General features: G+C 74.8%; 14 protein-coding genes and 1 tRNA gene. 7 read left to right on the top strand and 8 right to left on the bottom strand.

Annotated elements, in window-relative coordinates; all coding sequences use genetic code 11:
- Positions 1 to 242 precede the first annotated feature (242 nt).
- Positions 243 to 315, bottom strand: a tRNA-Arg gene (locus tag ACFYZY_RS13500).
- Positions 316 to 608: 293 nt separating this feature from the next.
- Here ACFYZY_RS13500 and ACFYZY_RS13505 point away from each other — a divergent pair.
- The 7 genes from ACFYZY_RS13505 (at position 609) to ACFYZY_RS13535 (ending at position 10080) form a co-directional block, all read left to right on the top strand.
- Positions 609 to 2228: a dynamin family protein gene (locus ACFYZY_RS13505; RefSeq protein WP_388693022.1), complete on the top strand. Its 1620-nt coding sequence runs from the start codon at positions 609 to 611 to the stop codon at positions 2226 to 2228.
- Positions 2229 to 2232: 4 nt separating this feature from the next.
- On the top strand, positions 2233 to 4353 hold the full coding sequence (locus tag ACFYZY_RS13510) for a GTPase (RefSeq protein ID WP_388693217.1): 2121 nt from the start codon (positions 2233 to 2235) through the stop codon (positions 4351 to 4353).
- Between the two features lie 268 nt (positions 4354 to 4621).
- Entirely contained in the window at positions 4622 to 5287 is a 666-nt protein-coding gene (locus tag ACFYZY_RS13515) for a single-stranded DNA-binding protein (protein ID WP_388693024.1), read from the top strand.
- Positions 5288 to 5512: 225 nt separating this feature from the next.
- Positions 5513 to 7006, top strand: a complete 1494-nt coding sequence (locus ACFYZY_RS13520) for a Cys-Gln thioester bond-forming surface protein (RefSeq protein ID WP_388693026.1) — start codon at positions 5513 to 5515, stop codon at positions 7004 to 7006.
- Between the two features lie 265 nt (positions 7007 to 7271).
- The gene (gene ettA / locus ACFYZY_RS13525; protein ID WP_388693027.1) at positions 7272 to 8936 is read left to right on the top strand and encodes an energy-dependent translational throttle protein EttA; all 1665 of its coding nucleotides are present in this window, start codon (positions 7272 to 7274) and stop codon (positions 8934 to 8936) included.
- Positions 8937 to 8941: 5 nt separating this feature from the next.
- Positions 8942 to 9367: an acyl-CoA thioesterase gene (locus ACFYZY_RS13530; protein ID WP_388693029.1), complete on the top strand. Its 426-nt coding sequence runs from the start codon at positions 8942 to 8944 to the stop codon at positions 9365 to 9367.
- Positions 9364 to 10080, top strand: a complete 717-nt coding sequence (locus ACFYZY_RS13535; RefSeq protein WP_388693031.1) for a hypothetical protein — start codon at positions 9364 to 9366, stop codon at positions 10078 to 10080. The genes ACFYZY_RS13530 and ACFYZY_RS13535 overlap by 4 nt, the downstream gene beginning before the upstream one ends.
- On the opposite strand, the gene ACFYZY_RS13540 is transcribed toward ACFYZY_RS13535, so the two are convergent.
- The 7 genes from ACFYZY_RS13540 to ACFYZY_RS13570 form a co-directional block, all read right to left on the bottom strand.
- Positions 10052 to 10711, bottom strand: coding sequence for a hypothetical protein (locus tag ACFYZY_RS13540; RefSeq protein ID WP_388693033.1), 660 nt, complete (start codon positions 10709 to 10711; stop codon positions 10052 to 10054). The genes ACFYZY_RS13535 and ACFYZY_RS13540 overlap by 29 nt on opposite strands.
- 73 nt (positions 10712 to 10784) lie before the next feature.
- Complete coding sequence (locus ACFYZY_RS13545; protein ID WP_388693035.1) at positions 10785 to 11768, bottom strand: ABC transporter ATP-binding protein; 984 nt, start codon at positions 11766 to 11768, stop codon at positions 10785 to 10787.
- On the bottom strand, positions 11765 to 14596 hold the full coding sequence (locus ACFYZY_RS13550) for an FtsX-like permease family protein (protein WP_388693036.1): 2832 nt from the start codon (positions 14594 to 14596) through the stop codon (positions 11765 to 11767). The genes ACFYZY_RS13545 and ACFYZY_RS13550 overlap by 4 nt, the downstream gene beginning before the upstream one ends.
- A gap of 182 nt (positions 14597 to 14778) precedes the next feature.
- A complete protein-coding gene (locus tag ACFYZY_RS13555) occupies positions 14779 to 18141 on the bottom strand; it encodes an FtsX-like permease family protein (protein WP_388693038.1) in 3363 nt (1120 codons plus the stop codon).
- A 279-nt stretch (positions 18142 to 18420) separates the two neighbouring features.
- Positions 18421 to 18825 carry a globin gene (locus ACFYZY_RS13560; protein ID WP_388693040.1) on the bottom strand — a complete coding sequence of 135 codons (405 nt, stop codon included), beginning with the start codon at positions 18823 to 18825 and terminating at the stop codon, positions 18421 to 18423.
- A gap of 74 nt (positions 18826 to 18899) precedes the next feature.
- A complete protein-coding gene (locus tag ACFYZY_RS13565; RefSeq protein ID WP_388693042.1) occupies positions 18900 to 20183 on the bottom strand; it encodes an FHA domain-containing protein in 1284 nt (427 codons plus the stop codon).
- A 41-nt stretch (positions 20184 to 20224) separates the two neighbouring features.
- Complete coding sequence (locus ACFYZY_RS13570) at positions 20225 to 21550, bottom strand: VWA domain-containing protein (protein WP_388693044.1); 1326 nt, start codon at positions 21548 to 21550, stop codon at positions 20225 to 20227.
- Between the last annotated feature and the right edge of the window lie 14 nt (positions 21551 to 21564).

The raw sequence follows: 21564 nt of genomic DNA on the forward strand, positions 1-21564 counted from the left end.
GGACGACCGCCCGCGACGCTCTTCTCGGCGCGAGCCCTCACGAGTCGTGCGGTGCCGAGTGGACACGCGTCGGCTGCTCGTTCGAGCGGGGGACCTCCCGGTTGCCCCGTAGATCTCTGCCCGGTCGCATCCGGTAGCGGCCTGACGGAGCGGAACGCATACTTCGTCGTCGGCGCCCCCCGTAGGCCGAAACCTCCCCCGGCCAGCAAAAAGGACCCTCCCGAAGGAGGGCCCCGATCTTGCGCCCCCGGCAGGACTCGAACCTGCGGCCAAGTGCTTAGAAGGCACCTGCTCTATCCACTGAGCTACGGGGGCCGGGTGGTGATCGTGCGGCGGGAGCCCCTGGTGGGTGGGGTGGGGCCTCGCCGGGACAAGGATAGGGCTCCGTTCGCCTTGGCCCGGTTGCTTCACCTGCGTGGCACGATGTGGAGGTTCGGTGAAGCGGAACGATAATCGCAGGCAGGTGCGATTCGCGCAGCGCTTTTCGCATCGCTCGGGGCGGGTGTTGTGCACTCGTTATGCCCGAGGTTCCGGTCGCCGTCCTTTTCCTCGGCGCGCAGGGCCCCCATACGCTTCAAAAACACTCATAAATTGGGCATTCTTCGCATGTGGTGACCTTGGACGAACGGCCTCAGCTGATCGACGCACTTTCCGCCCTGCGCGACCGTGTCGCCGCCGTGCGTCTCCCGCTCCCCCTCCCCGACGCACCACGCGCCCGCCAGAACCGGACCGAACTGCTGGCCCAGCTCGACGACTACCTGGTCCCCCGCCTGAAGGACCCCGGCGCCCCGCTCCTCGCCGTCGTCGGCGGTTCCACCGGGGCCGGGAAGTCCACGCTCGTCAACTCCCTTGTCGGGCGGCGCGTCAGCGAGGCCGGGGTGCTCAGGCCCACCACCCGGACGCCCGTCCTCGTGTGTCACCCCGAGGACCACCACTGGTTCGCCGGAACGCGCGTCCTCTCGCAGCTCACCCGCGTGTGGCTGCCCCAGGCCGACGAGGACCACCCCGTCGAGGAACCCGCTCCCGAGGAGAACGCCCTGCGCGTCGAGACGGCCGCCGCCGTGCCCCGGGGCCTCGCCCTGCTCGACTCGCCCGACATCGACTCCCTCGTCGTGGAGAACCGTCTCCTCGCCTCCGAGTTGATGTGCGCCGCCGACATCTGGGTCATGGTCACCACCGCCTCCCGGTACGCCGACGCCGTGCCCTGGCACCTGCTCCGTACCGCCAAGGAGTACGACGTCACCCTCGTCACCGTCCTCGACCGCGTCCCCCACCAGGTCATCGGCGAGGTGTCCCGTCAGTACGGAGCGCTGCTCGACAGGGCGGGGCTCGGCGACGTGCCCCGCTTCACCATCCCCGAGCTGCCCGAGTCGACCGGCGGCGGCAGCGGACTGCTGCCCGACAGCGCCGTCGCCGCCCTGCGCGGCTGGCTGGCCCACCGCGCCGGGGACCCCGCCGCCCACCAGCAGGCCGCCGACCGGACCGCCTCCGGCGTCATCGACTCCCTCGACACCCGGCTGCCCGAGCTGGCCGGCGCGGTCGCCGCCCAGTACGCCGCCGCCGTCCGCCTCGGCGGCGTGGTCGAGACCGCCTACCGCGAGCAGGGCCGGCGCGTGCGCAAACAGCTCGGCCGCGGCGCCGTCCTCGCCGGCGACGCCCGCACCCGCTGGCGCGCCTACCCCCGCGACAGCACCTCCGAGGAGCTCCTGGACGCCCTGGCCGAGTCCCTCGCCGCCCTCCTCCACTGCGCCGTCTCCGCCGCCGAGGAGCGCGTCCGGGACGGCTGGCGCCACGAACCCGCAGCCGACGCCCTCGGCCCGGTGCGGAGCTGCGCCGACCGGGAGACCGGGGAACGGATCGGCGTGGAGGTGCGCCGCTGGCGCCGCGTCCTCGAAGAGCTGGCCGAGGAGGAGGTACGGAACGTCGAACGCCCCGCCGGCGCCCGCGGCGTCCTCCCCGAGGCCGACACCGTCGCCGCCCTTCTCGCCGCCTCCCTCCTCGGCGGACGGCGCGCCCGGCCCGCGGGCGAACGCCTCGCCGAACTCCTCGGCGCCCGGACCGCCCTGCGACTGCGCGACAAGGGCGGCGAACTGGTCCTCGCGTACGTCGACCGCGTCCTGCACGCCGAGCGCGACCGGCGCCTCGCCCCCCTCGACGCGCTCGACGTGACCCCCGAGCCGCAGGCGGAGCTGATCGCCGCGCTCTCCGTACTGCAGAAGGAGAAATGACGTGCTGCTGGACGACAGCCGGGAGAAGAACCCCGGCCGGGAACGTGGTCGCGAGCGTTCGGGAGAGGGGCGCGAAGCGGGTGCCGGGCATGATCGCGGCCGGTCGGCGGCCGATCGCGAAAGGGATTCCGGAAGGGGCCGCGAAAAGGATTCCGGACGGAACCGCGAAGGAGCTTCCGGGCGTGAGCGTGTGGACGGTGGTCGCGAAGGAGCTTCCGGGCGGGACCGTGAGTACGCGGACGGTGGCCGCGAAAAGGGTCCCGGACAGGGTCGTGAGCGGTCGGGCGACGGTCGCGGGAGCCGGGGGCGCCCGGACGGCGGCCGTGAGGGGGACCGGGACCGGGGCCGCTGGGACGACGGACTGATCGCGCGCCGCGCGGCCGAACGCGCGATCGCCCCGGAGGAGCCCCCGGGCGGGACGGGCGGGGGAGCGGACGACGAGGAGGACGCGCTGCCTCCCCCCGGCGGGCACTTCGGCGGCCCCCTCCGCGCCCGCCTCGACGCCCTCCACGAACTCGTCGGCCTCTCCCGCGCCCGAGTCGAGAGCGACGTCCTCGCCGAGGCCGGACGGGTCCTCGACGAGGCGGCCGCCCGCCAGCGGCTCTCCTCCCGGCACACCGTCATCGCCATCGCGGGACCCACCGGAAGCGGCAAGTCCACGCTCTTCAACGCCTTCGCCGGCGTCCCCGTCTCCGAGACCGGGCTGCGCCGCCCCACCACGTCCGCCCCCCTCGCGCTCAGCTGGTCCGAGGGCTCGGCCGGGCTGCTCGACCGGCTCGCCGTCCCCAACCGGCTGCGCCGCCGGCCCCTCGCGGGCGGCACGGCCGACACCGGGCTCCAGGGCCTCGTCCTCGTCGACCTGCCCGACCACGACTCGGCGATCACCTCCCACCGTGACCAGGTCGACCGGGTCCTCGGCCTCGTGGACGCCGTCATCTGGGTCGTGGACCCCGAGAAGTACGCCGACGCGATCCTCCACGAGCGCTACCTGCGCCCGCTCGCCGGGCACGCCGAGGTCACCTTCGTCGTCCTCAACCAGATCGACCGGCTCGGCACCGAGGCCACCGACCTCGTCCTGGACGACCTGCGCCGCCTCCTGGACGAGGACGGCATGGCGCTCGGCGAGCACGGGGAGCCCGGTGCCACCGTCCTCGCCCTCTCCGCCCTGACCGGCGAGGGCGTCCCCGAACTGCGCGAACTCGTCGCCGGGTTCGTCCAGGAGAAGACCGCCCCCGCGCGCCGGCTCGCCGCCGACATCGACGCAGCCGCCACCCGGCTGCGCCCGGCGTACGTCACCGAGGGACGCTCCGGCCTGGACGAACGTTCCCGGGACGCCTTCACCGACCGGCTCGCCGTCGCCGTCGGCGCCCAGGCGGCCGGCGAGGCCGCCGAGCGGGTCTGGCGCCGGGGTGCCATCCGTGCCTGCGGCACCCCCTGGCTGCGGCTCTACCGCTGGTACGAGCGGCTGCGCGCGCACGGTTCCACCGACCCGCGCCTCGTCTCCCCGGTCGAGGACGAGCTGACGGCGCGCCAGCGCGTCGAGCAGGCCGTGCGGATCGTCGCCGACGACGCCTCGCGCGGGCTCCCGGCGCCGTGGGCGCAGGCGGTGCGCGAGGCGGCGGCGCGCGGCGCGGAGGGGCTGCCCGAGGCCCTGGACGAACTCGCCGTCTCCATGGGGGACCCGGTGGCCCGGCCGCCCCGGCCCGCGTGGTGGCCCGCGGCCGTCCTCGTCCAGGCGCTGATGACGCTTCTGCAGATCTTCGGCGCGCTCTGGCTGCTGGGGCAGATCATCGGCGTCGTGGAACCGGGGCTGCTTCCGCCGGTCCTCGTGATGATCGCCGGCATCGCGGGCGGCCCGCTCGTCGAATGGGCCTGCGAGGGCGCGGTGCGGGGGCCGGCCCGCCGGTACGGACAGGAGGCCGAACGCCGTCTGCGCGAGGCGGCCGCCGCCTGCGGCCGGGCCCGGGTGCTCGACCCGGTCGCCGCCGAGCTGGTGCGGTACCGGGAGGTGCGCGAGCAGTACGCCACGGTGGTGGGTACGCGGCCACCGGCCCGGATCGTGGGCGGAAGCCGCTCCGGTACGACGCGGTTCGGTGCCACGCGGGCGGGGGCGCGGGCGCGGTAGGGCGTGTGTGCCGGGCGGACGGGACTTTCGACACACGCCCTACCGCGCCCCGTCGTGCGGGCGGGCCCCGTCGTGCGGGCGCGGTCTGCCGCGCCCCCGCCCCCGTGGTCTCCGTCTCCGTCTTCCTCCCGCCTCGCTTCACCCTTCCGGGCGAGGGAGTTGTCCCCCGGCGCGGAGTTGTCCACAGGCGTGAGCGGGATGTGCCGGTCCGCTCCAGCATGGTGTCCATCCGGAGGACGGTCCTCGCGGGGACGGATGGAGGCGGATCATGAACGAGACGACGGTGACGCTCGTCGGCAACGTGGCGACGGCGGTGGAGTACCGGGACACGGTGACGGGCGGGACGGCCCGGTTCCGTTTCGCGGTGACCGCGCGCCGCTGGGACCGGGAGCGGGGCACGTGGACCGACGGAGCCACCAGCTTCTACACGGTGTCGGCCTGGCGTTCCCTCGCGGCCAATCTCGCCGCCTCGGTCTCGGTCGGGGAACCCCTGGTGGTGCACGGCCGGCTGAGGGTGCGGGAGGACGACCGCGACGGGCAGCGCAAGACCTTCGTGGACGTGGACGCGCTGGCCGTGGGCCACGACCTGAACCGGGGGACGGCGGCCTTCCGGCGCGCGGCGAGGGCGGAACGGCGGTCGCGGCCGGACCGGGAGCCGCACTCCGGCCCCCTCCCCGATGCCGGCCCCGGTCGTCCTCCCGTTCCCGAGCCGGACCCGTGGACGACGGCGGTGGCGGCGGTGTCAGCGGTGCCGGGCGCGGCCGGGGCAGCGGTGCCGGGCGCGGCCGGGAAGGCGGCCGCGGAGGCGATGGCCGGACCGGTGTCCGGGGTGGGGACGGAAGCGGGGGAAACGGCCGGAATCGATGCGGTGCCGACGGAGGCCGTGGAGAGGGAGGAATCGGGCGTGAAATCCCGTTTGGTGACGACCGGTTGACCTTGCGTCATAGCGATTTGTCGACCCGTCAACCGTCCGTGATAACGATTCCGATTCGGAATGGTTATCTGGTCGTATGCCCGGGCACCAGGGGGCCTTTCGTCCCTAGGATTCCCGAGTACTCATGCGGCACGTGAGCCCATCGAGTCTGTGAGTTGTTGGCGTGCGCTCCCCCCACGCGGATCATCGCTGGTTCGCGGAGCCGCTCGCCCGGAGGGGAATTCCATGTTTTCAGTTCGTGGGCGGGGCACTGCGCGCCGCCTCGCCGCTGCCACTCTGGTCTCGGGGCTCGTCGCCACCGGCGCGATAGCCACCGCGGGACCGGCCGCGGCCGAAGACGGCCCGGCCGGCAACGGCGGTGCCACCGCGGTGCTCGGTCACCTGAAGATCTACGCCGAGGTCCAGGTCATCGACAAGGTCAACGGCAAGGAGGAGGTCTCCACCCCCGACGGCGGCCTCTTCGAGATGAAGGTCGACAACGGCGGCACCCTGCAGACCTACTGCATCGACTTCCGGACCGACGCGGTCTACAAGAACAAGTACAAGGAAGTCGGCTGGGACCAGTCGTCGCTCCACAACAACCCCGACGCGGGCAAGATCCTCTGGATCCTGAAGAACTCCTACCCGAACGTCCCGGTCGGGTCGCTCGCGGAGAAGGTCAAGGCCAAGGGCCTGAACGAGAAGACCGCCGCCGCCGCCACGCAGGCCGCGATCTGGCACTTCTCGGACAAGGTCGAGGCCAAGCCGACCAACAAGCAGGCGCAGAAGCTGACCACGTACCTGATCGAGAACGCCCAGGCGGTGGCGGAGCCGAAGCCCTCGCTCAACCTGTCCCCGTCCTCCGTCTCGGGCAGGCCCGGTGAGCGCCTCGGCCCGATCAAGGTCGGAGCCGGTCTTCCCAAGAGCGGCGACGAGAAGAACCCCGTCGCCCTGTCCGTGGCGCCGGGCGCCGCCGCCGGCGTCGGCATCGTCGACAAGGACGGCAAGGCGGTCACCACGGCCAAGGACGGCGACGAGATCTTCGTCGACGTCCCGAAGGGCACCGCGGACGGCGGCGCCGAGATCAAGGCCGCGGTCACCACGCAGGTCCCGCTCGGCCGCGCCTTCGTCGCCGCCGGTGACAACCCGAGCCAGACCATGATCCTGGCCGGCTCCAGCAACTCCACCGTCACCGCCGCCGCCAGCGCGACCTGGGCGAAGAAGGGTGCGGTCCCGGCCGTCACGGTCGCCAAGGACTGCGCCAAGGGCGGCCTGGAGGTCGTCGCCTCCAACGAGGGCGACGAGGACTGGACCTTCGACCTGAAGGGCACCTCGTACACCGTCGCCGGTGGCGAGACGAAGACCATCCCGGTCCCGCTGGCCGAGGACGAGGCGTACAACTTCACCATCACGGGCCCGAACCAGTTCAAGAAGACCTTCGAGGGCGTCCTGGACTGCAAGACGGCCACGCCCGGCCCGAAGCCCAGCGAGACCCCCGGCACCGAGCCCTCCGCCACGGCCACGCCCTCCCCGTCCGCCCCGGCCGGCACCACCGGCGGTGACACCACGGGCGGCACCACCGGCACCACGGGTACGACCGGCACCACCGGCGGCGGCGACCTCGCCGAGACCGGCAGCTCCAACGCCACCCCGATGATCGCCGGCATCGCCGCCGCGCTCGTCGTGATCGGCGGCGGCGCGGTGTTCTTCCTCCGCAAGAAGAAGACCGCCGGCCAGTGAGCCGGGGCCGCAGGTGCCGGGCCCGTGCCCGGCACCCGGCCGAAGCTCCTCCCGCGGAGTGAGGTGCGTCACACGACGCCCGTTCCGTGACCCCCGCACGACCCCGGACCGCGCCCGCGGCCGGGGTCGTCGCACGTCCGGGCCCCGGAAGGCCCCGCGGCGCCCCTCCCGCCGTCCGCTCCCCGGATCACCGGTTTCCACCCGGGGGCGGTGGTCAGGCAAGATGGGTGTATCTGCCCACTCACTCTTTGCCGGACGGTTTCTCTTGGCTGAGTACATCTACACCATGCGCAAGGCGCGCAAGGCGCACGGCGACAAGGTCATCCTCGATGACGTGACGCTGAGCTTCCTGCCCGGTGCGAAGATCGGTGTGGTCGGCCCGAACGGCGCCGGTAAGTCCACCGTGCTGAAGATCATGGCCGGCCTGGAGCAGCCGTCCAACGGCGACGCGTTCCTCTCGCCCGGCTACTCCGTCGGCATCCTCATGCAGGAGCCGAAGCTCGACGAGTCCAAGACGGTCCTGGAGAACGTCGAGGACGGCGTCTCCGAGATCAAGGGCAAGCTCAACCGGTTCAACGCGATCGCCGAGGAAATGGCGACCAACTACACCGACGAGCTCATGGAGGAGATGGGCAAGCTCCAGGACGACCTGGACCACTCCAACGCGTGGGACCTCGACGCCCAGCTGGAGCAGGCCATGGACGCCCTGGGCTGCCCCCCCGGCGACTGGCCGGTCACCAACCTCTCCGGTGGCGAGAAGCGCCGCGTCGCGCTCTGCAAGCTGCTCCTGGAGGCCCCCGACCTCCTCCTGCTCGACGAGCCCACCAACCACCTCGACGCCGAGTCCGTGAACTGGCTGGAGCAGCACCTGGCCCAGTACAAGGGCACCGTCGTGGCCATCACCCACGACCGGTACTTCCTGGACAACGTCGCCGAGTGGATCCTCGAGCTCGACCGCGGCCGCGCCCACCCGTACGAGGGCAACTACTCCACCTACCTGGAGAAGAAGGCCGAGCGCCTCAAGGTCGAGGGCCGGAAGGACGAGAAGCGCCAGAAGCGCCTCAAGGAAGAGCTGGAGTGGGTCCGCTCCAACGCCAAGGGCCGCCAGGCCAAGTCCAAGGCGCGTCTCGCCCGCTACGAGGAGATGGCGGCCGAGGCCGACAAGATGCGGAAGCTGGACTTCGAGGAGATCCAGATCCCGCCGGGCCCGCGCCTGGGCTCCGTCGTCGTCGAGGTCGAGAACCTCTCCAAGGCGTTCGGCGAGAAGGTCCTCATCGACGACCTCTCCTTCACCCTGCCCCGCAACGGCATCGTCGGCGTCATCGGCCCGAACGGCGCCGGCAAGACCACGCTCTTCAAGATGATCCAGGGTCTGGAGACCCCGGACTCCGGCTCCATCCGGGTCGGCGAGACCGTCAAGATCTCGTACGTCGACCAGAGCCGCGCCAACATCGACCCCAAGAAGACGCTGTGGGCCGTCGTCTCCGACGAGCTGGACTACATCAACGTCGGCCAGGTCGAGATGCCGTCCCGGGCGTACGTCTCCGCGTTCGGCTTCAAGGGCCCGGACCAGCAGAAGCCGGCCGGCGTGCTCTCCGGCGGCGAGCGCAACCGCCTCAACCTCGCGCTCACCCTCAAGCAGGGCGGCAACCTGCTCCTCCTCGACGAGCCGACCAACGACCTCGACGTCGAGACCCTGTCGTCCCTGGAGAACGCGCTCCTGGAGTTCCCGGGCGCGGCCGTGGTCGTCTCCCACGACCGCTGGTTCCTGGACCGGGTGGCCACGCACATCCTGGCGTACGAGGGCGACTCGAAGTGGTTCTGGTTCGAGGGCAACTTCGAGTCGTACGAGAAGAACAAGATCGAGCGCCTCGGCCCGGACGCGGCCCGTCCGCACCGCGCCACGTACAAGAAGCTGACCCGAGGCTGAGGTCGGTGACCAGGCACCTCTACAGCTGCCCCCTGCGCTGGTCGGACATGGACGCCTTCGGGCACGTCAACAACGTCGTCTTCCTGCGGTACCTGGAAGAGGCGCGGATCGACTTCATGTTCCGGCTGGCGCCGGGGGACGGCTCCCCCTCGTTCTCCGGCGGATCCGTCGTGGCCCGGCACGAGATCGACTACCTGCGGCCGCTGGTCCACCGGCACGAGCCGGTGACCGTCGAGTCGTGGGTCACGAAGATCGGCGCGGCGTCGCTGACGATCGCGTACGAGATCAAGGACCCCGACGTCGTGTACGTCCGGGCGTCCACGGTCGTCGTGCCCTTCGACCTGGAGGCGCAGCGGCCCCGGCGCATCACCGCCGAGGAGCGCTCCTTCCTGGAGGAGTACGTGGACGACGGGATGACCGTCACCGCATGACCGTCCTCGCGCCGCTGCACTTCGCCGACGCCAGGGAGGCGGCGGCCCTCGCCGCCTTCCTGACCCGGCTCGTCCACTACGACCGGGCCGCCGCCGTCCGCCTCCAGGGCGGCGGCGGGGCGCTGGCCGTCTTCGGGCGGCCCCCGTCGTTCGAGGTGCTCGCCGTCCGCACGGCCCGGCTCGCCGACGCCGCGGACCTCGACGTCACCGTCTCGGCCGGCGAACTCCTCGAAGGGATCGAGGAGTCGGCGGGCAAGGCGGTCGTGCCGGACTCCGTCACCGGGCCGCCCTGGGCGGGCGTGCTGCCGCCGCGCGCCGGCTGGCGGCCGGTCGCCGGACTGCCGGACGCCGCCGGGATGCGGGGCGCGGTGGCGGCGGCCGTCGCCGAGTTCCGCGCCCGGGACGAGGAGCTGCCCGGGGAGCGGCGCACCCGGTCCGAACGCGACCGGATCGGCCGCGAGATCTGGTCCCGGACCCTCGGCACCACCGGTCTGCCCCTGCGGGCCGTCCACGCCGCGCACTCCCTCGGCTTCCTGCCGCCCTCCGACCCGGACGCCGCCGTCGCGCTGTTCGCCTCCGGGCCGTGGCTGCGGCTCCGCACCCCGTACGGCTCGATCGCCCTGCGCACCGCTCCCGTGTCCCTGTCCGTCGCCCCCGGGCGTCCGGCCCGGCCGGCGGGCGGACTCACGCCGCCGGACGGCTCCACCGGTTGAACCGCCGGGCCCCCGCCGTGGCGGCGGCCAGCAGGAGCACGGCGAGGACCGCCTGGACCCATGGTGTGCGGGCGCCCTCCAGCACCGGTTCCACCCGCTTCCGGGGGTCGTAGGACACGCGGACCTTCCCGCCGTCGGGGGCGAGGCGGCGGTCCTCCGTGAGGGACGAGGGATAGCCGCCCGGACAGCGCAGCGCGTGGACGTACTGCGTCCTGGTGGCGCCCCCCTCGCCGACCGAGGTGGAGCTCTCCTCCCGGACGTTCACGACGGCGCAGTCGGCGACCGCCCCGCGCGCGGCGGTCCGGTCGGCGACGGCCACCGTCAGCAGGAGCGCGGCGACCAGCGCGAACGCGCCGAAGAGGCCCATGGCCCCGTCGACGAGACGGTGGTACGCCACCCCCGCCGCGAGGACGGCCGCCCCGCCGGCCGCGACCGCGACCGCGACGGGCGGCGCGGAGTCGCCCCCGAAGCACCAGGCCGACCAGGCGTAGAGCGCGGCCGCGCAGAGTACGGGCAGGGCCACGACCCCCCAGGACCGGACCTTCCGCGCCGGGTCCGCCGGCTCCGGCGAGCCCCCCGGTTCCGCCCGTCCCGCCGGCTTCGCCCGGCCCCTCGGCTCCGTGGATGACATGGACATCACCTCCGGGGAGTGGGACGCGCGCCGCCGCCCCCCGGTTTCACCGGAGCCCGCGCGCCCCGGCCGGTCAGCGCTCCGCGTCGTCCGGCCAGACCCCGATGTGGTCCTGCTCCAGTTCGAGCGCCACGCGGTGCTCCATGCCGAGGGCGTGGGTGTACTCCGCCGGGAGCTGGAGGCGGCCCGCGCGGTCGAGCATCGCGTACTCCCGCGCCACCAGGGACTCCTGGCCCTGGTCGTCCACCTCCGTGCGGCGCAGCACCTCCGAGGAGGTGCGGCCGTCGCGGATGGCGACCGTACGGCGCACCTCGGAGGCGACCGCCTGGTCGTGGGTGACGATCACGATCGTCGTGCCCAGCTCCTCGTTGGCGCGGCGGAAGGCCGCGAAGACCTGCTCGCCGGTGGCCGAGTCCAGCTCGCCCGTCGGCTCGTCGGCCAGGAGCACGGCCGGGTTGTTGGCCAGGGCGACCGCGATGGCCACCCGCTGCTGCTGCCCGCCGGAGAGCTGGTGCGGCCGCCGGTCGCGGGCCTCCGCGATGCCCAGCATGGCGAGCAGTTCCTCGGCCCGCTCCGCCTTCTGCCGCCCCTTCGACCGGCCCCGCAACTGCATCGGCAGCGCCACGTTCTGGGCCGCCGTCAGGTACGGCAGGAGGTTGCGGGCGGTCTGCTGCCAGACGAAGCCGACGACCTCGCGGCGGTAGCGCAGCCGCGCCCGGCCGTCCATCGCGAGCAGGTCGCACCCCGCGACCCGGGCCGCGCCGGCGGTCGGCACGTCCAGGCCCGCCAGGATGTTCATCAGCGTCGACTTGCCGGAACCCGACGCGCCGACCAGGGCCATCAGCTCGCCCTCCTTCACGAGGAGGTCGAGCCCCTGGAGCGCCTGCACCTCCACCCCGTCCGTGGTGAAGATGCGGACCAGCCGGTCGCAGGCGATGAGCGCGTCATGACCGTACGAGGGCCGGTCGCGCCGTGCCGTCGCCCGCCGCTCCAGCTCCTCCAGCGTGGCGTCCGGGGCGGTCCCCGCCGCCCCGTCCCGGGTCCCGGTCTCCGTCATCGTGCGTCTCCTGCCCTGAGTTCCTTGATCGAGCCCCTGCGCCCCGCCCACCACGCCTGCCCGGCCGCCGCGAGCCCCGTCAGGACGACGACGGCGAGGGCGGGCACGAGCAGCGACCACGTGTCCGCCCGCAGCGGGGCGCCGTCGAGCGGGGCGAGGCCCGGGGCGGTCGCGAGCGCCAGCTGGAACAGGTCGATGCCCGGCGCGAGCAGCGGCACCGTCGCCCAGCCCACCAGCGCGCCGCCGATCGCCGCGAGGAACGCCTGCGGCAGCGCCTCCAGACCGAGCAGCCGCCGCCCCTGCCCGCGGGTCAGGCCCATCGTCCGCAACCGCGCGAGCAGGGTGTTCCGCTCCGGGGCGTTCTGCAGGAGGGAGAGCAGCACGGCCACCACGGCGTAGCCGGCGCCCACGCCGATCGCGCCCAGGTAGATCCGCTCGGCGCCCGACTGGAGCGGCGAGTCCACGTAGGTGTTCCGCTTCTCGCTCCGCGTCGCCACCGCGAGGGCGTCCGACGTCGCCTTCACGGTGTTCCGCAGCGCGGTCCCGTCCACCGGCCCCGTGACGAGCAGCGCGGTGGCCGCCCGGCGGGTGAGGTCGGCGCCGTTGACGAGGAGGAAGTCCTCGCCGGGCAGGGCCGGGGTGGACGGCCGGACGCCGACCACCTTCACCCTGAACGTGCCGGCCGCCGCCACGATCCCCAGCGGTTCGCGGCCGAGCCGTTCGGCGACCGACGGCGAGGCGATCGCGGGCAGCACCCGGTCGGTGTCGCCCGTGGTGCCCTCGCCGCCCTTCCCCGTCGAGGCGAGCAGCCCCGCCGGGAACGGGCCGAAACCGGTCCGCTCCGCGAGCCGGGTGTACGAGGCGGGGTCGACGCCCACGAGGACCGTGCTCATCGGCGGGGCGGAGGTGCCCTCGTGGGACGGCAGGTCCACCCCGTACTCGATCTGCACGGGCGCCAGGTCCCGCACCCCCGCCGTGCCGCGCACGGCCTCGGTGAGGTCCGCCGGCAGCGGGGTCCACTCGACGGAGCCGCCGATCCGGGCGTCCGCGCCGGTCGCCAGGAGCGCCGCCCGGTCGCGGGCGTCGGCGACACCGGCGAGGACGGAGCCGCCGAAGGCCGCCGTGGTCAGCGCGAGGACGAGGGCGAGCAGCGGGAGCGTCCCCGCCGAGGGCGAGCGTCCCGCGCGGGCCAGGGCCAGCGGGCCGACCGCCCCGCGCAGCCGCCGGGCCGGGCGGCCCAGCCACCGCAGCGGCAGCGGATAGACCCGTACGAGCACCGTGGCGGCGATCAGGCCGACCAGGACGGGAGCCGCGCTCACCAGGTGGTCGTCCGCGTCGCCCGTGCCGCGCAGCCGCAGCGAGACGACCGCGCCCACGGCCAGGACGAGCAGGGTGAGTTCGAGGACCGTGCGGCGCCGGGAGGGGCGCGCGGTCAGCAGGTCGTCACGGCCGCCGTGCGGGCGCGGGCGCCGGTGCAGCACGACCGCCCGCAGCGGCAGGACCAGCATCGCGACCAGGGCGACGACCGAGGCGGCGAGCAGCGAGGGCCCGAGGGGTACCCCGCCCGTCCCGCCGGTGGGCGGCCGGACGGTCACGACCGCGAGGACGAGGGCGAGGGCGGCGGCCGGCAGGACCACCGCCGAGGTCTCGCCGAGCAGCCGCAGGCCGATGCCGGTGAGGGAGGCGCCCCGGGAGCGGAGCAGCGACAGCTCGCCGTCGCGGCGGGCGGCGAAGAGGCCGCCGGTCATGGCGAGGACGACGGCGGCGACCGCGCCGATGCCGAAGACGGCGACGGCCACGACCGAGTCGATCGCGTCGCGCATCGAGCGGTACGAGCCGAGGATCTCGTCGAGACCGGTGGCGAGGGCGCCGTTGCCCCCCATGACCTCGCGCATCCTGACCAGGTCGGGGCCGGCGGCGGCGGAGTCGAGCGCGGCGGCGAGCCGGTCGGTGTCCCGGCCGGTGAGGTGGCCGGCCGTCGGCATGAACCGGAAGAAGGTCTCCTGTTCGCCGGTGGTGGCGGACACCACGGGCGCGGAGACGGGGGAGAGGACCAGCGCCGCCTGCCAGTAGCGCTTCACCTCGCCGTTGATGAAGATGGTGGCCAGCGCCGGGGTCCGCAGCAGCGGCTCCACCGCCCAGTACGCGGTCTCGGGGCCGCGCGGTTCCACGATGCCGGTGACCGTGACGGCGATCTGCTCGCCGCCGGTCCGGCTCGGCACGTGGACGACCGAACCGGGCTTCAGGCGCAGGGACTCGGCGGTCCCCGGGGTGACCACCGCCTCCGGGCGGGAGGGGGTGCCCCCGGCGAGCCGGCCCTGCCGGAGCGTCGCGTGGCGGGTCAGGTCGGACGGGCCGGAGAGCACGAACTCCGGGGGGATGCCGTCGGGGCTGGGCAGCCACGGATCGAGCGCCGTGAGCCGGTCGAGCGTACGGATGCCGTGGACGCTCTGACCGGGGTCGGTCCGGATCGGGGCGGGCAGCAGGGTCCGCAGCGCGTCGCGCTGTTTCCGCAGGACGGCCGGGGACAGGACCTCCTCGTACCGGGACGGGCCGATGAGGGGGACCGGCGAGGTCACTTCGAGAACGCTGTTGCGGGGCGCGGCGTACGCGATGTCGTGCCGGAGGCCCTCCGTCTCGTACCGGTCGACGGCGCGCGGCAGCGCCGCCGCGAGGTAGGCGGTGACCAGGACGAGGAGCGCGAGCGACGCGGCGGCCCAGGGCGCGGTCCGCAGCCGGGTCCGCACCCAGGGCGCCACGGTGGGGACGGGTCTGCCGGGTCCGTCGGGCCGGGAGGACCCGGAGGACCGGGGCCGGTGCCGGAGCATGTCGGGGGCCTTCCTGCGTGCGTCGGACTTGTCGGTGCCGTCCCCGTGCGGGGCGGGGGCGCGCTTCCCGCGGGGGCCTTCCGGGGCCGGGGGAGGGGTTCCGCCCGCGCCCGGCCTTCCGTCCGCGCCCGGCCTACCGTCCGCGCCCGGGGACCCCTTCCCGTTCCTGTCCGGCCCCGGCATCACTGGACCCCCTGGTGACGCAGGGTCACGACCGGGTCCGTGCGGCGCAGGGCGATGGCGGCGACGATGGCCAGCGGGAGTACGGCGACCCCGGCGACCAGCAGGGCGACCCGGCCGAGGGGCAGCTCGACCAGGACCGGCGGGACGGGCCGGGCGGCCTGGCCGGTGAGGACGACGAGCGGGACGACGGCCCGGACCAGGACGGCCCCGAGTCCGATGCCGACGAGCAGGCCGATGACGACGAGCAACCCCTGCTCGGCGGCGATCAGCCGGGCGAGCCGCCGCTGCGGCGTGCCGAGCGCCCGCAGCACCCCGAACTCGGCCGACCGTTCCCGCATCGCGCCGGCCGAACCGACCGCGAAGCCGACGGCGGCGAGCGCGGCGGCGGCCGCGGCCACGGCCATCAGGGCCGCGTGGGGGCCCGCGCCGAGCGGGTCGCCCAGGAGTTCGGCGGCGATCTCGTCCCGTACGAGCACCTGGGACGGGTCCGCGTCGGGGCGGGCCCGCAGGGCCGCGGCGACCTCGTCCGTCTTTCCGGGAGCGGTGGTCAGCCACCACTCGGTGGCCGGCAGGGTCGAGACCCCGTCCCCGGTACCGGCCAGGTACTGGTTGACCGAGGCCAGGTCGAGGAGGATCGCTCCGCCGTCCTCGGGGGTGGCGACGGGCGTGGTGGCGGAGACCGTCCGGGCGCCCGGCCCGGTGGTCGGCAGTTCCCCGACCACCCGGCCGACGGTGACGCGGAGCCGCAGGCCGTCGACGGTGACCTCGACGAGTTCGCCGGGCTTGGACCCCGTCGCCGTCATGAACGCCTCGGTGGCCACGGCGGGCAGCCGCTCGGGCGGCTTCGGGGCGGGCGCCTCCATGCGCAGGACGTACGTCTCCGGGGGCACGCGGAAGTCCCCGGCGCGCGCACCGGTGACCGCGAACGAGACGGAGTACGGGGCGGGGCCGCCGCCGGGTCCGGCCGTGCCGGGGCTGCCGCCCGCGACGCTCTCCTCGCGTCCCTCGCCGTTCTCGGTCTGCTCGACGCCGAAGGACCAGGCGGCCAGGACCCCGGCGGGGGCGTGCGCGCGCGTGCCGCCGTCCGCCCCGGTGGTGGCGAGGCGCTCGACGTGGACGGTCCGGGTGTGGTGCGCGCCGTCGGCGATCCCGCCGTCGAACTCCAGGCCGGTGAGGGTGAGCAGGCCGCCGGAGCCGCGGCCGCCGGAGCCGGGCTCGGCGGTGAGGGCGCCGAGGTCGAGGGCCAGCCGGTGGACGCGGTCGTCGGAGGGCAGCGTGCCCAGGGTCCGCCGGTAGGGGACGCCGCTCGGGTCCTCCAGGACGGCCGTCACCCGGGAGTCCCCGCTGCCGTTCGGCGCGGTGGCCCGCAGGTCCACGGTGAGCGCGCGGGTCCCGGCGGGCAGCGGGAGCCCGGGGCGGGTGCCGGCCCGCGGGGCCAGGGGCGCGAGCAGGGCCGGGGCGTCGGTGCCGGCGAGGTCGGGGCGGAGCAGCAGGCCGCCCGCGGCCTTCCGGGTGTCCACGGCGAGGACGGTGGCGTTCCTGCCGGCCACGTCCGTGGTGGCGCGGTGCACGGGGGCCACGGCCTCGACGCCCGGTACGGCGCCCAGCTGCTCGGTCCGCGTGGGTTCGCCGGGGCCGGCGCTCAGGACCCGGACGTCCGTGCCGGTCCGGAAGTCGGCCTGGTCGCGCTGCGAACGCTCCCACGAGCCGCTCTGCCCGATGGCGAGCATGCCCATCGCCACGGCGAGGACCAGGAGGAGGACGGGGCCCGCGCCGCGCAGCGGCCGGCGGCTGAACTGCCAGCCGGCGAGGGCGGCGGAGAGCCCGCGCCCGCCGGCCGCGCGCCGCTCGGCCAGCTTGGCGGCGGGCGGCAGCAGGCGCAGCGTCAGGACGGTGCCGGCGAGCAGGGCGAGGGCGGGGGCGGCGACGAGCACCGGATCGACGGAGCCCCCGCCGGTCTCGTCCGCGCCGAGGGTGCCGCCGGCGGCACCGGGCCGCTGGAGCTGCCAGTACGCGACGGCGGCGACGGCGAGGAGGCCGAGGTCCGTGCCGGCCCGTACGGGACCGGGCAGCGAGGACGAACGGGCCTTGCGCAGGGAGACGGCGGCACCGTCGCCGGCGGCGAGCGCGGGCGCCACCACGGCCGCCGCGCAGCACAGCGCCACCAGGGCGGCGACCAGCCACACCTGGAGCGAGGGCGAGGTGTCGACGCGCACGCCGAGCGAGGAGAGCGCGGACCGTTCGGCGAAGAGCCGGGTCAGCGGTCCGGAGAGGAGCGGGGCGGCGAGCGCGGCGGGCAGGGCGAGCAGCAGCGCCTCGGTGGCGGCCAGCCCGGCGATCCGGCGCCGCGAACCGCCGCGGGCCCGCAGCAGGGCCGTCTCCCCGGAGCGCTCGGTGCTGAGCAGCCGGGCGACGAGCAGCAGCGCGTACGCGGCGAGCAGCACCAGCTGCACGGCGACGATCAGCAGGGTGGAGCGGGAGACGAGCAGGGCCCGCGCGGTCTGGTCGAGGACGCCGGGGAGCGCGGTGGACACCGAGACCGTCGTGCCGAACGCGGCCCGGTTCTCGGCCAGCGCCTTCGGGACGTCGGTCGCGGCGGCGCGCAGGGAGTCCATCCGGTCGGTGGTGAGACCGGTGAAGTCGGCGGAGCCGAGCCAGGTGGTCTCACCGGGGCTCAGCGCCCCGGAGGCGAGGACGGCCGGGTCGGTGAGCAGCGGGCCGTACGTCGTGAACGCCACGGTCCGCACGCCGCGCCCGCCCGCCGGGTCCAGCTGCCAGTACGGGTCGGTGGTGGCGAGGGGCCGGTAGACGCCGGTGACGCGGGCCCGCACCCGCCGGTCGGTGAGCCGGTCGGCGAGGTCGAGGACGGTGCCGGGAGCGACCCGCAGCCGCCGGGCCGCCTCCTCGGGCAGCGCCGTCTCGATCGCGCCGCCGGTCCGGGCGGCCGAGGGCCAGGCACCCCGCACGAGCGCGAGCCGCGAGCGGTCGAGCGCGGCGAAGTGGGCCAGGTCCGGGTCGCCCTTGCGGGCGTCGGGCGGCTGGAGGTCCCGGGGCAGGGCGTACGGCCCCGAGCGTTCGAGCCGCTGTACGGTCACCGGCAGCCCGTCGAAGGTCTTCCGCGCCCCGTCGAGGACGGCGGCGTCGGCGTCCGCCCGCCGGTCGGGGGGCACCTGCCCGCCGACGAGCAGCGAGGCGGCCGCCGCCGACCGGCCCCGCAGGCCGGCCTGGAGCGAGGCGTCACCGATCGCGCCGGAGAAGGCGGCGAGGGTGGCGAGCACCGAGGTGGTCAGGAGCACGGAGAGCAGCGCCGCACCGAGCAGCAGCCGGTGCGCCCTGACACGCAGAAAAACGAACCCCGTCACCCATCCCCCTGGCCATCACGGTCACGGTGCGCGTGTCGAACGCTTTCCGAACGCTCCCGAAAGACTTCCCGGATGCTTTCAGAGGGGACGGTCCGGTGGAAACCGCTTGCGGACCCACCTTGATGGGATTGTGACCGTTATCCGGCGCCCCGACTCCGGAATGCGCCCGTCCGGCCCTCGGTGTTGCCCCCGGTGGTGCCCTTTCGTACACGCGGCGCCGCCCCCGGCCGTGCCGTGCCGACCGCGCGGCCCGAGAGGGGCTCGCGGCCCGAGGGGGGCTCAGCCCGCCGTGTTCACCATCGAGGCGGCGGCGTACGTGAAGTAGCGCCAGAGCTCCGCCTCGTGCGCGGGCGCGAGGCCGAGGTCGTCCAGGGCGGTCCGCATGTGGCGGAGCCAGGCGTCGTGCGCGGCCCGGTCCACGGCGAACGGGGCGTGGCGCATGCGGAGGCGGGGGTGGCCCCGGTGCTCGCTGTAGGTGCGGGGGCCGCCCCAGTACTGGATCAGGAAGAGGGCGAAGCGCTCCTCGGCCGGACCGAGGTCCTCCTCCGGGTACATCGGGCGCAGCAACGGGTCCGCCGCGACGCCCTCGTAGAAGCGGTGGACGAGACGGCGGAAGGTCTCCTCGCCGCCGACCTGCTCGTAGAAGGTCTGCTCCTGTACGGCTTCCCCGGGAATCTCGTTCACCGTTCCATCGTCTCAGATGCCCGGCCGAGGACCGGAGGTCTAGGACCCCCGGCCCCCCCGGGCCCGGACGGCGGTCAGCCCAGGCGGATCGTGATCGTGGTCCAGGCGCCGACGTGCACCCGGTCGCCGTCCTGGAGCTGGACGGGGACGTAGGGCTGGATCGGCTCCTCGCCGCCGTTGATCGTGGTGCCGTTGGTGGAGTTCTGGTCCACCACCGCCCACGAACCGTCCGGCTGCTGCACCAGCACCGCGTGCTGGTGCGAGACGCCCGGGTCCTCCGGCGGCACCGACAGGTCGATGTCGGGGGACTCGCCGGTGGAGTGCCGGCGGCGGCCCACGGAGACCTGGTTGCCCTGGAGCGGCAGGTGCCTGTCCGGCGAGTACGCGGGCAGGTTCAGGCCCGTGGCCTCCGGGCCGCTGCGCTGCATCATCGCCATGAAGTACTCGCGGTCCGGACCGATGACCGCGGTCCAGTTCCGGGGCGGCCGGTGCTGCTGCGGCGGGTCCTGGTGGTGCTGCTGGTGCTGCGGGGGACCCTGGTGCCGGGGAGGCTGCGGCGGACCCTGCTGCTGCTGGTGGTGCTGCTGCGGGTCCTGGTGGTGCGGCGGGGCCTGGTGCTGCGGGGCGGGCGGCTGCTGCGGGACCCCGGGCGGCGGCCCCTGGTGCTGGGGACCCCGGTGCGGGGGCTCCTGGTGCGGCGGCGGGCCCTGGCGCTGGGGGTCCTGGTGCGCCGACGGGGGCGGCAGGAGCCAGTCGTCGTCCGCGCGCGGCTGCGGCGGCGCGGGCGGGGCCGGGGCCTGGGCGGACGCCCGGTACGCGGGCGGCTGCTGCTGCGGAGTCCGGTGGTGGGTGGGCTCGGCGCCCAGCGGCTCGGCCGGCCGGTTCACCTGCGAGGGCCGCGAGCCCTGGTAACCGAACGGGTCCGGCTGCTGCTGCGGCGGCGGTCCCGGCGGCGGGGTCTGGAAGCCCGGCGGCAGGTTCGGGCCGGGCGGCGGTCCGGGCCGGCGCGGCGGGGAGTCGGGCGGCGCCACCGGCGTGTACGAGGTCGCCGTGTTCGTGAGGAAGTTCCAGCGGCACTCCTCGCAGAACGGCGCCATGTGCTCGCGCGGCGTACGGCACTGCGGGCAGAGCTGTGCCTGGGCCGTCGCGTTCGGGTCGCCCCCGGGGCCGAAGCCGCCGGGAGCGCCCGGCGGAGGGCCGGCCGGGGGCCGGGGGGAGCCGGGGTGTCCGTACGCGGGGGGCGGCGGGGGAGGCGGCGGTACGGCACCCGTCGGCGCGCCCGCCCCGGCCATGCGATGGCCACAGACCTCGCACCAGTCGTCGGAGACCGACTGGTGTCCGTTCGGGCAGGTCGGCATGTCGGTGCTTCCCCCTCTCGTCGTCCGGCCCGGTGGCCGGGCTACCTCGTGACGCGAACGGTCTTCGTGGAACGGGTCTCGAGTGTCATCTCGTCCGCGTCGGCGACCTTCGCCTTCAACCGCACAGTACCCGCCGCCGCGTCGACCACGTCGACCACCTTCGAAAGCAGTTTCGCCGTATCCGCGTTGCCGGAGGCCGCCGCGAGCTGCACGGCGCGTCCCAGTTTGGCCGTCGCGCCGTCGTGATCGCCCGATTTGCGGGCGTCCAGGCCCTCCCTGATGGCGTCCGCCAGTTCGGCCTGGCCGGTGTAGTGCGCGACCTGCGGGTTGATCGACGTGGACATCGCCAGGTCGTCCGTCCACACCGCCCGCACCAGCCCCTGGGCCGGCGGGCGCGGCTCGCCGCCCACCGGGCCCGGAACGATCAGGGAGACCCGGGCGGCGAGCATCTCCTGGCCGACCGAGGCCCGCGGGACCCGCACGCTCACGTGGTAGTCGCGGGACTCGTCGCCCCACGAGCCCGTCGGGTAGTCCCCGGCGCGCGGCCCGGCCTCGGTGCGCCGGCCGGTGAGGTCCTCGACCGTCGGCGCCACCTGCTTCACGAACGCGATCTCCACCCCGACCGGCGTCCACAGCCGCAGCGCCACGTCCGCCACGCCCTTGCCCATCGCCTGTTCCATCATCGCCGTGAAGTCGGCGGCGAGACCGGCCGGGTCGGCGACGATGTCGGCGGTGCCGAGGAGCGCCGAGGCGATCCCGGTGACCTCCTTGACCTCCCAGTCGGTGCCGACGCCCCGCGCGTCGCAGGTGAACCGGCCGGCGCAGGCGTCGAGCGCGGCCCGCAGCGCCTCCGGCGACTCGTGCTCGTTGCGCCCGTCGGTGAGCAGGATGCCGTGCCGGATGGTGAGTTCGGTGGAGGAGAGCAACCGGTCCGCGAGCCGCAGCCAGGTGCCGATCGCGGTGCCGCCGCCCGCGGAGAGCCGGCGCAGCGCCCCCTTGGCCTCGTCCCGGGTGCGGGCGTCGGCGACGGCGAGCCGCCCGTTCCCCGGGTAGACCTCCTTCGCCACGTGCGTACCGGCGACGACGGCGAAGGAGGTGCCGTCGCGCAGGGTGTCGACGGCGGCGGCGGTCGCCTCCCGCGCCCCGCGCATCTTGGTGGAGGGGTACTCCATCGAGCCCGAGCAGTCGACCATGATCACGACGCCGGCGCCGCCGGAGTCCCCGGTCCCCGCCGGGCCGCCGGTGCCGCCGCCGGTCGAGGTGACGGTGACGATCGCGCTGACGTCCCTGCCGCCCTCCGGCAGGAACTCGTTCTGGTAGACGTCCACCGAGAACCGGGGCGCGGTCGGCTTGGAGAAGTTCGCCATCTGTTCGGCTCCTC

The sequence above is a fragment of the Streptomyces sp. NPDC001744 genome (assembly GCF_042892575.1).
Lineage (GTDB): Bacteria > Actinomycetota > Actinomycetes > Streptomycetales > Streptomycetaceae > Streptomyces.

What these genes read in the sequence shown, in the direction of transcription:
- ACFYZY_RS13515 (WP_388693024.1), top strand. Translation starts at nt 4,622, where the DNA reads ATGAACGAGACGACGGTGACGCTCGTCGGCAACGTGGCGACGGCGGTG.
- ACFYZY_RS13520 (WP_388693026.1), top strand. Translation starts at nt 5,513, where the DNA reads ATGTTTTCAGTTCGTGGGCGGGGCACTGCGCGCCGCCTCGCCGCTGCC.
- ACFYZY_RS13535 (WP_388693031.1), top strand. Translation starts at nt 9,364, where the DNA reads ATGACCGTCCTCGCGCCGCTGCACTTCGCCGACGCCAGGGAGGCGGCG.
- ACFYZY_RS13540 (WP_388693033.1), bottom strand. Translation starts at nt 10,711, where the DNA reads ATGTCATCCACGGAGCCGAGGGGCCGGGCGAAGCCGGCGGGACGGGCG.
- ACFYZY_RS13545 (WP_388693035.1), bottom strand. Translation starts at nt 11,768, where the DNA reads ATGACGGAGACCGGGACCCGGGACGGGGCGGCGGGGACCGCCCCGGAC.
- ACFYZY_RS13550 (WP_388693036.1), bottom strand. Translation starts at nt 14,596, where the DNA reads ATGCTCCGGCACCGGCCCCGGTCCTCCGGGTCCTCCCGGCCCGACGGA.
- ACFYZY_RS13565 (WP_388693042.1), bottom strand. Translation starts at nt 20,183, where the DNA reads ATGCCGACCTGCCCGAACGGACACCAGTCGGTCTCCGACGACTGGTGC.
- ACFYZY_RS13570 (WP_388693044.1), bottom strand. Translation starts at nt 21,550, where the DNA reads ATGGCGAACTTCTCCAAGCCGACCGCGCCCCGGTTCTCGGTGGACGTC.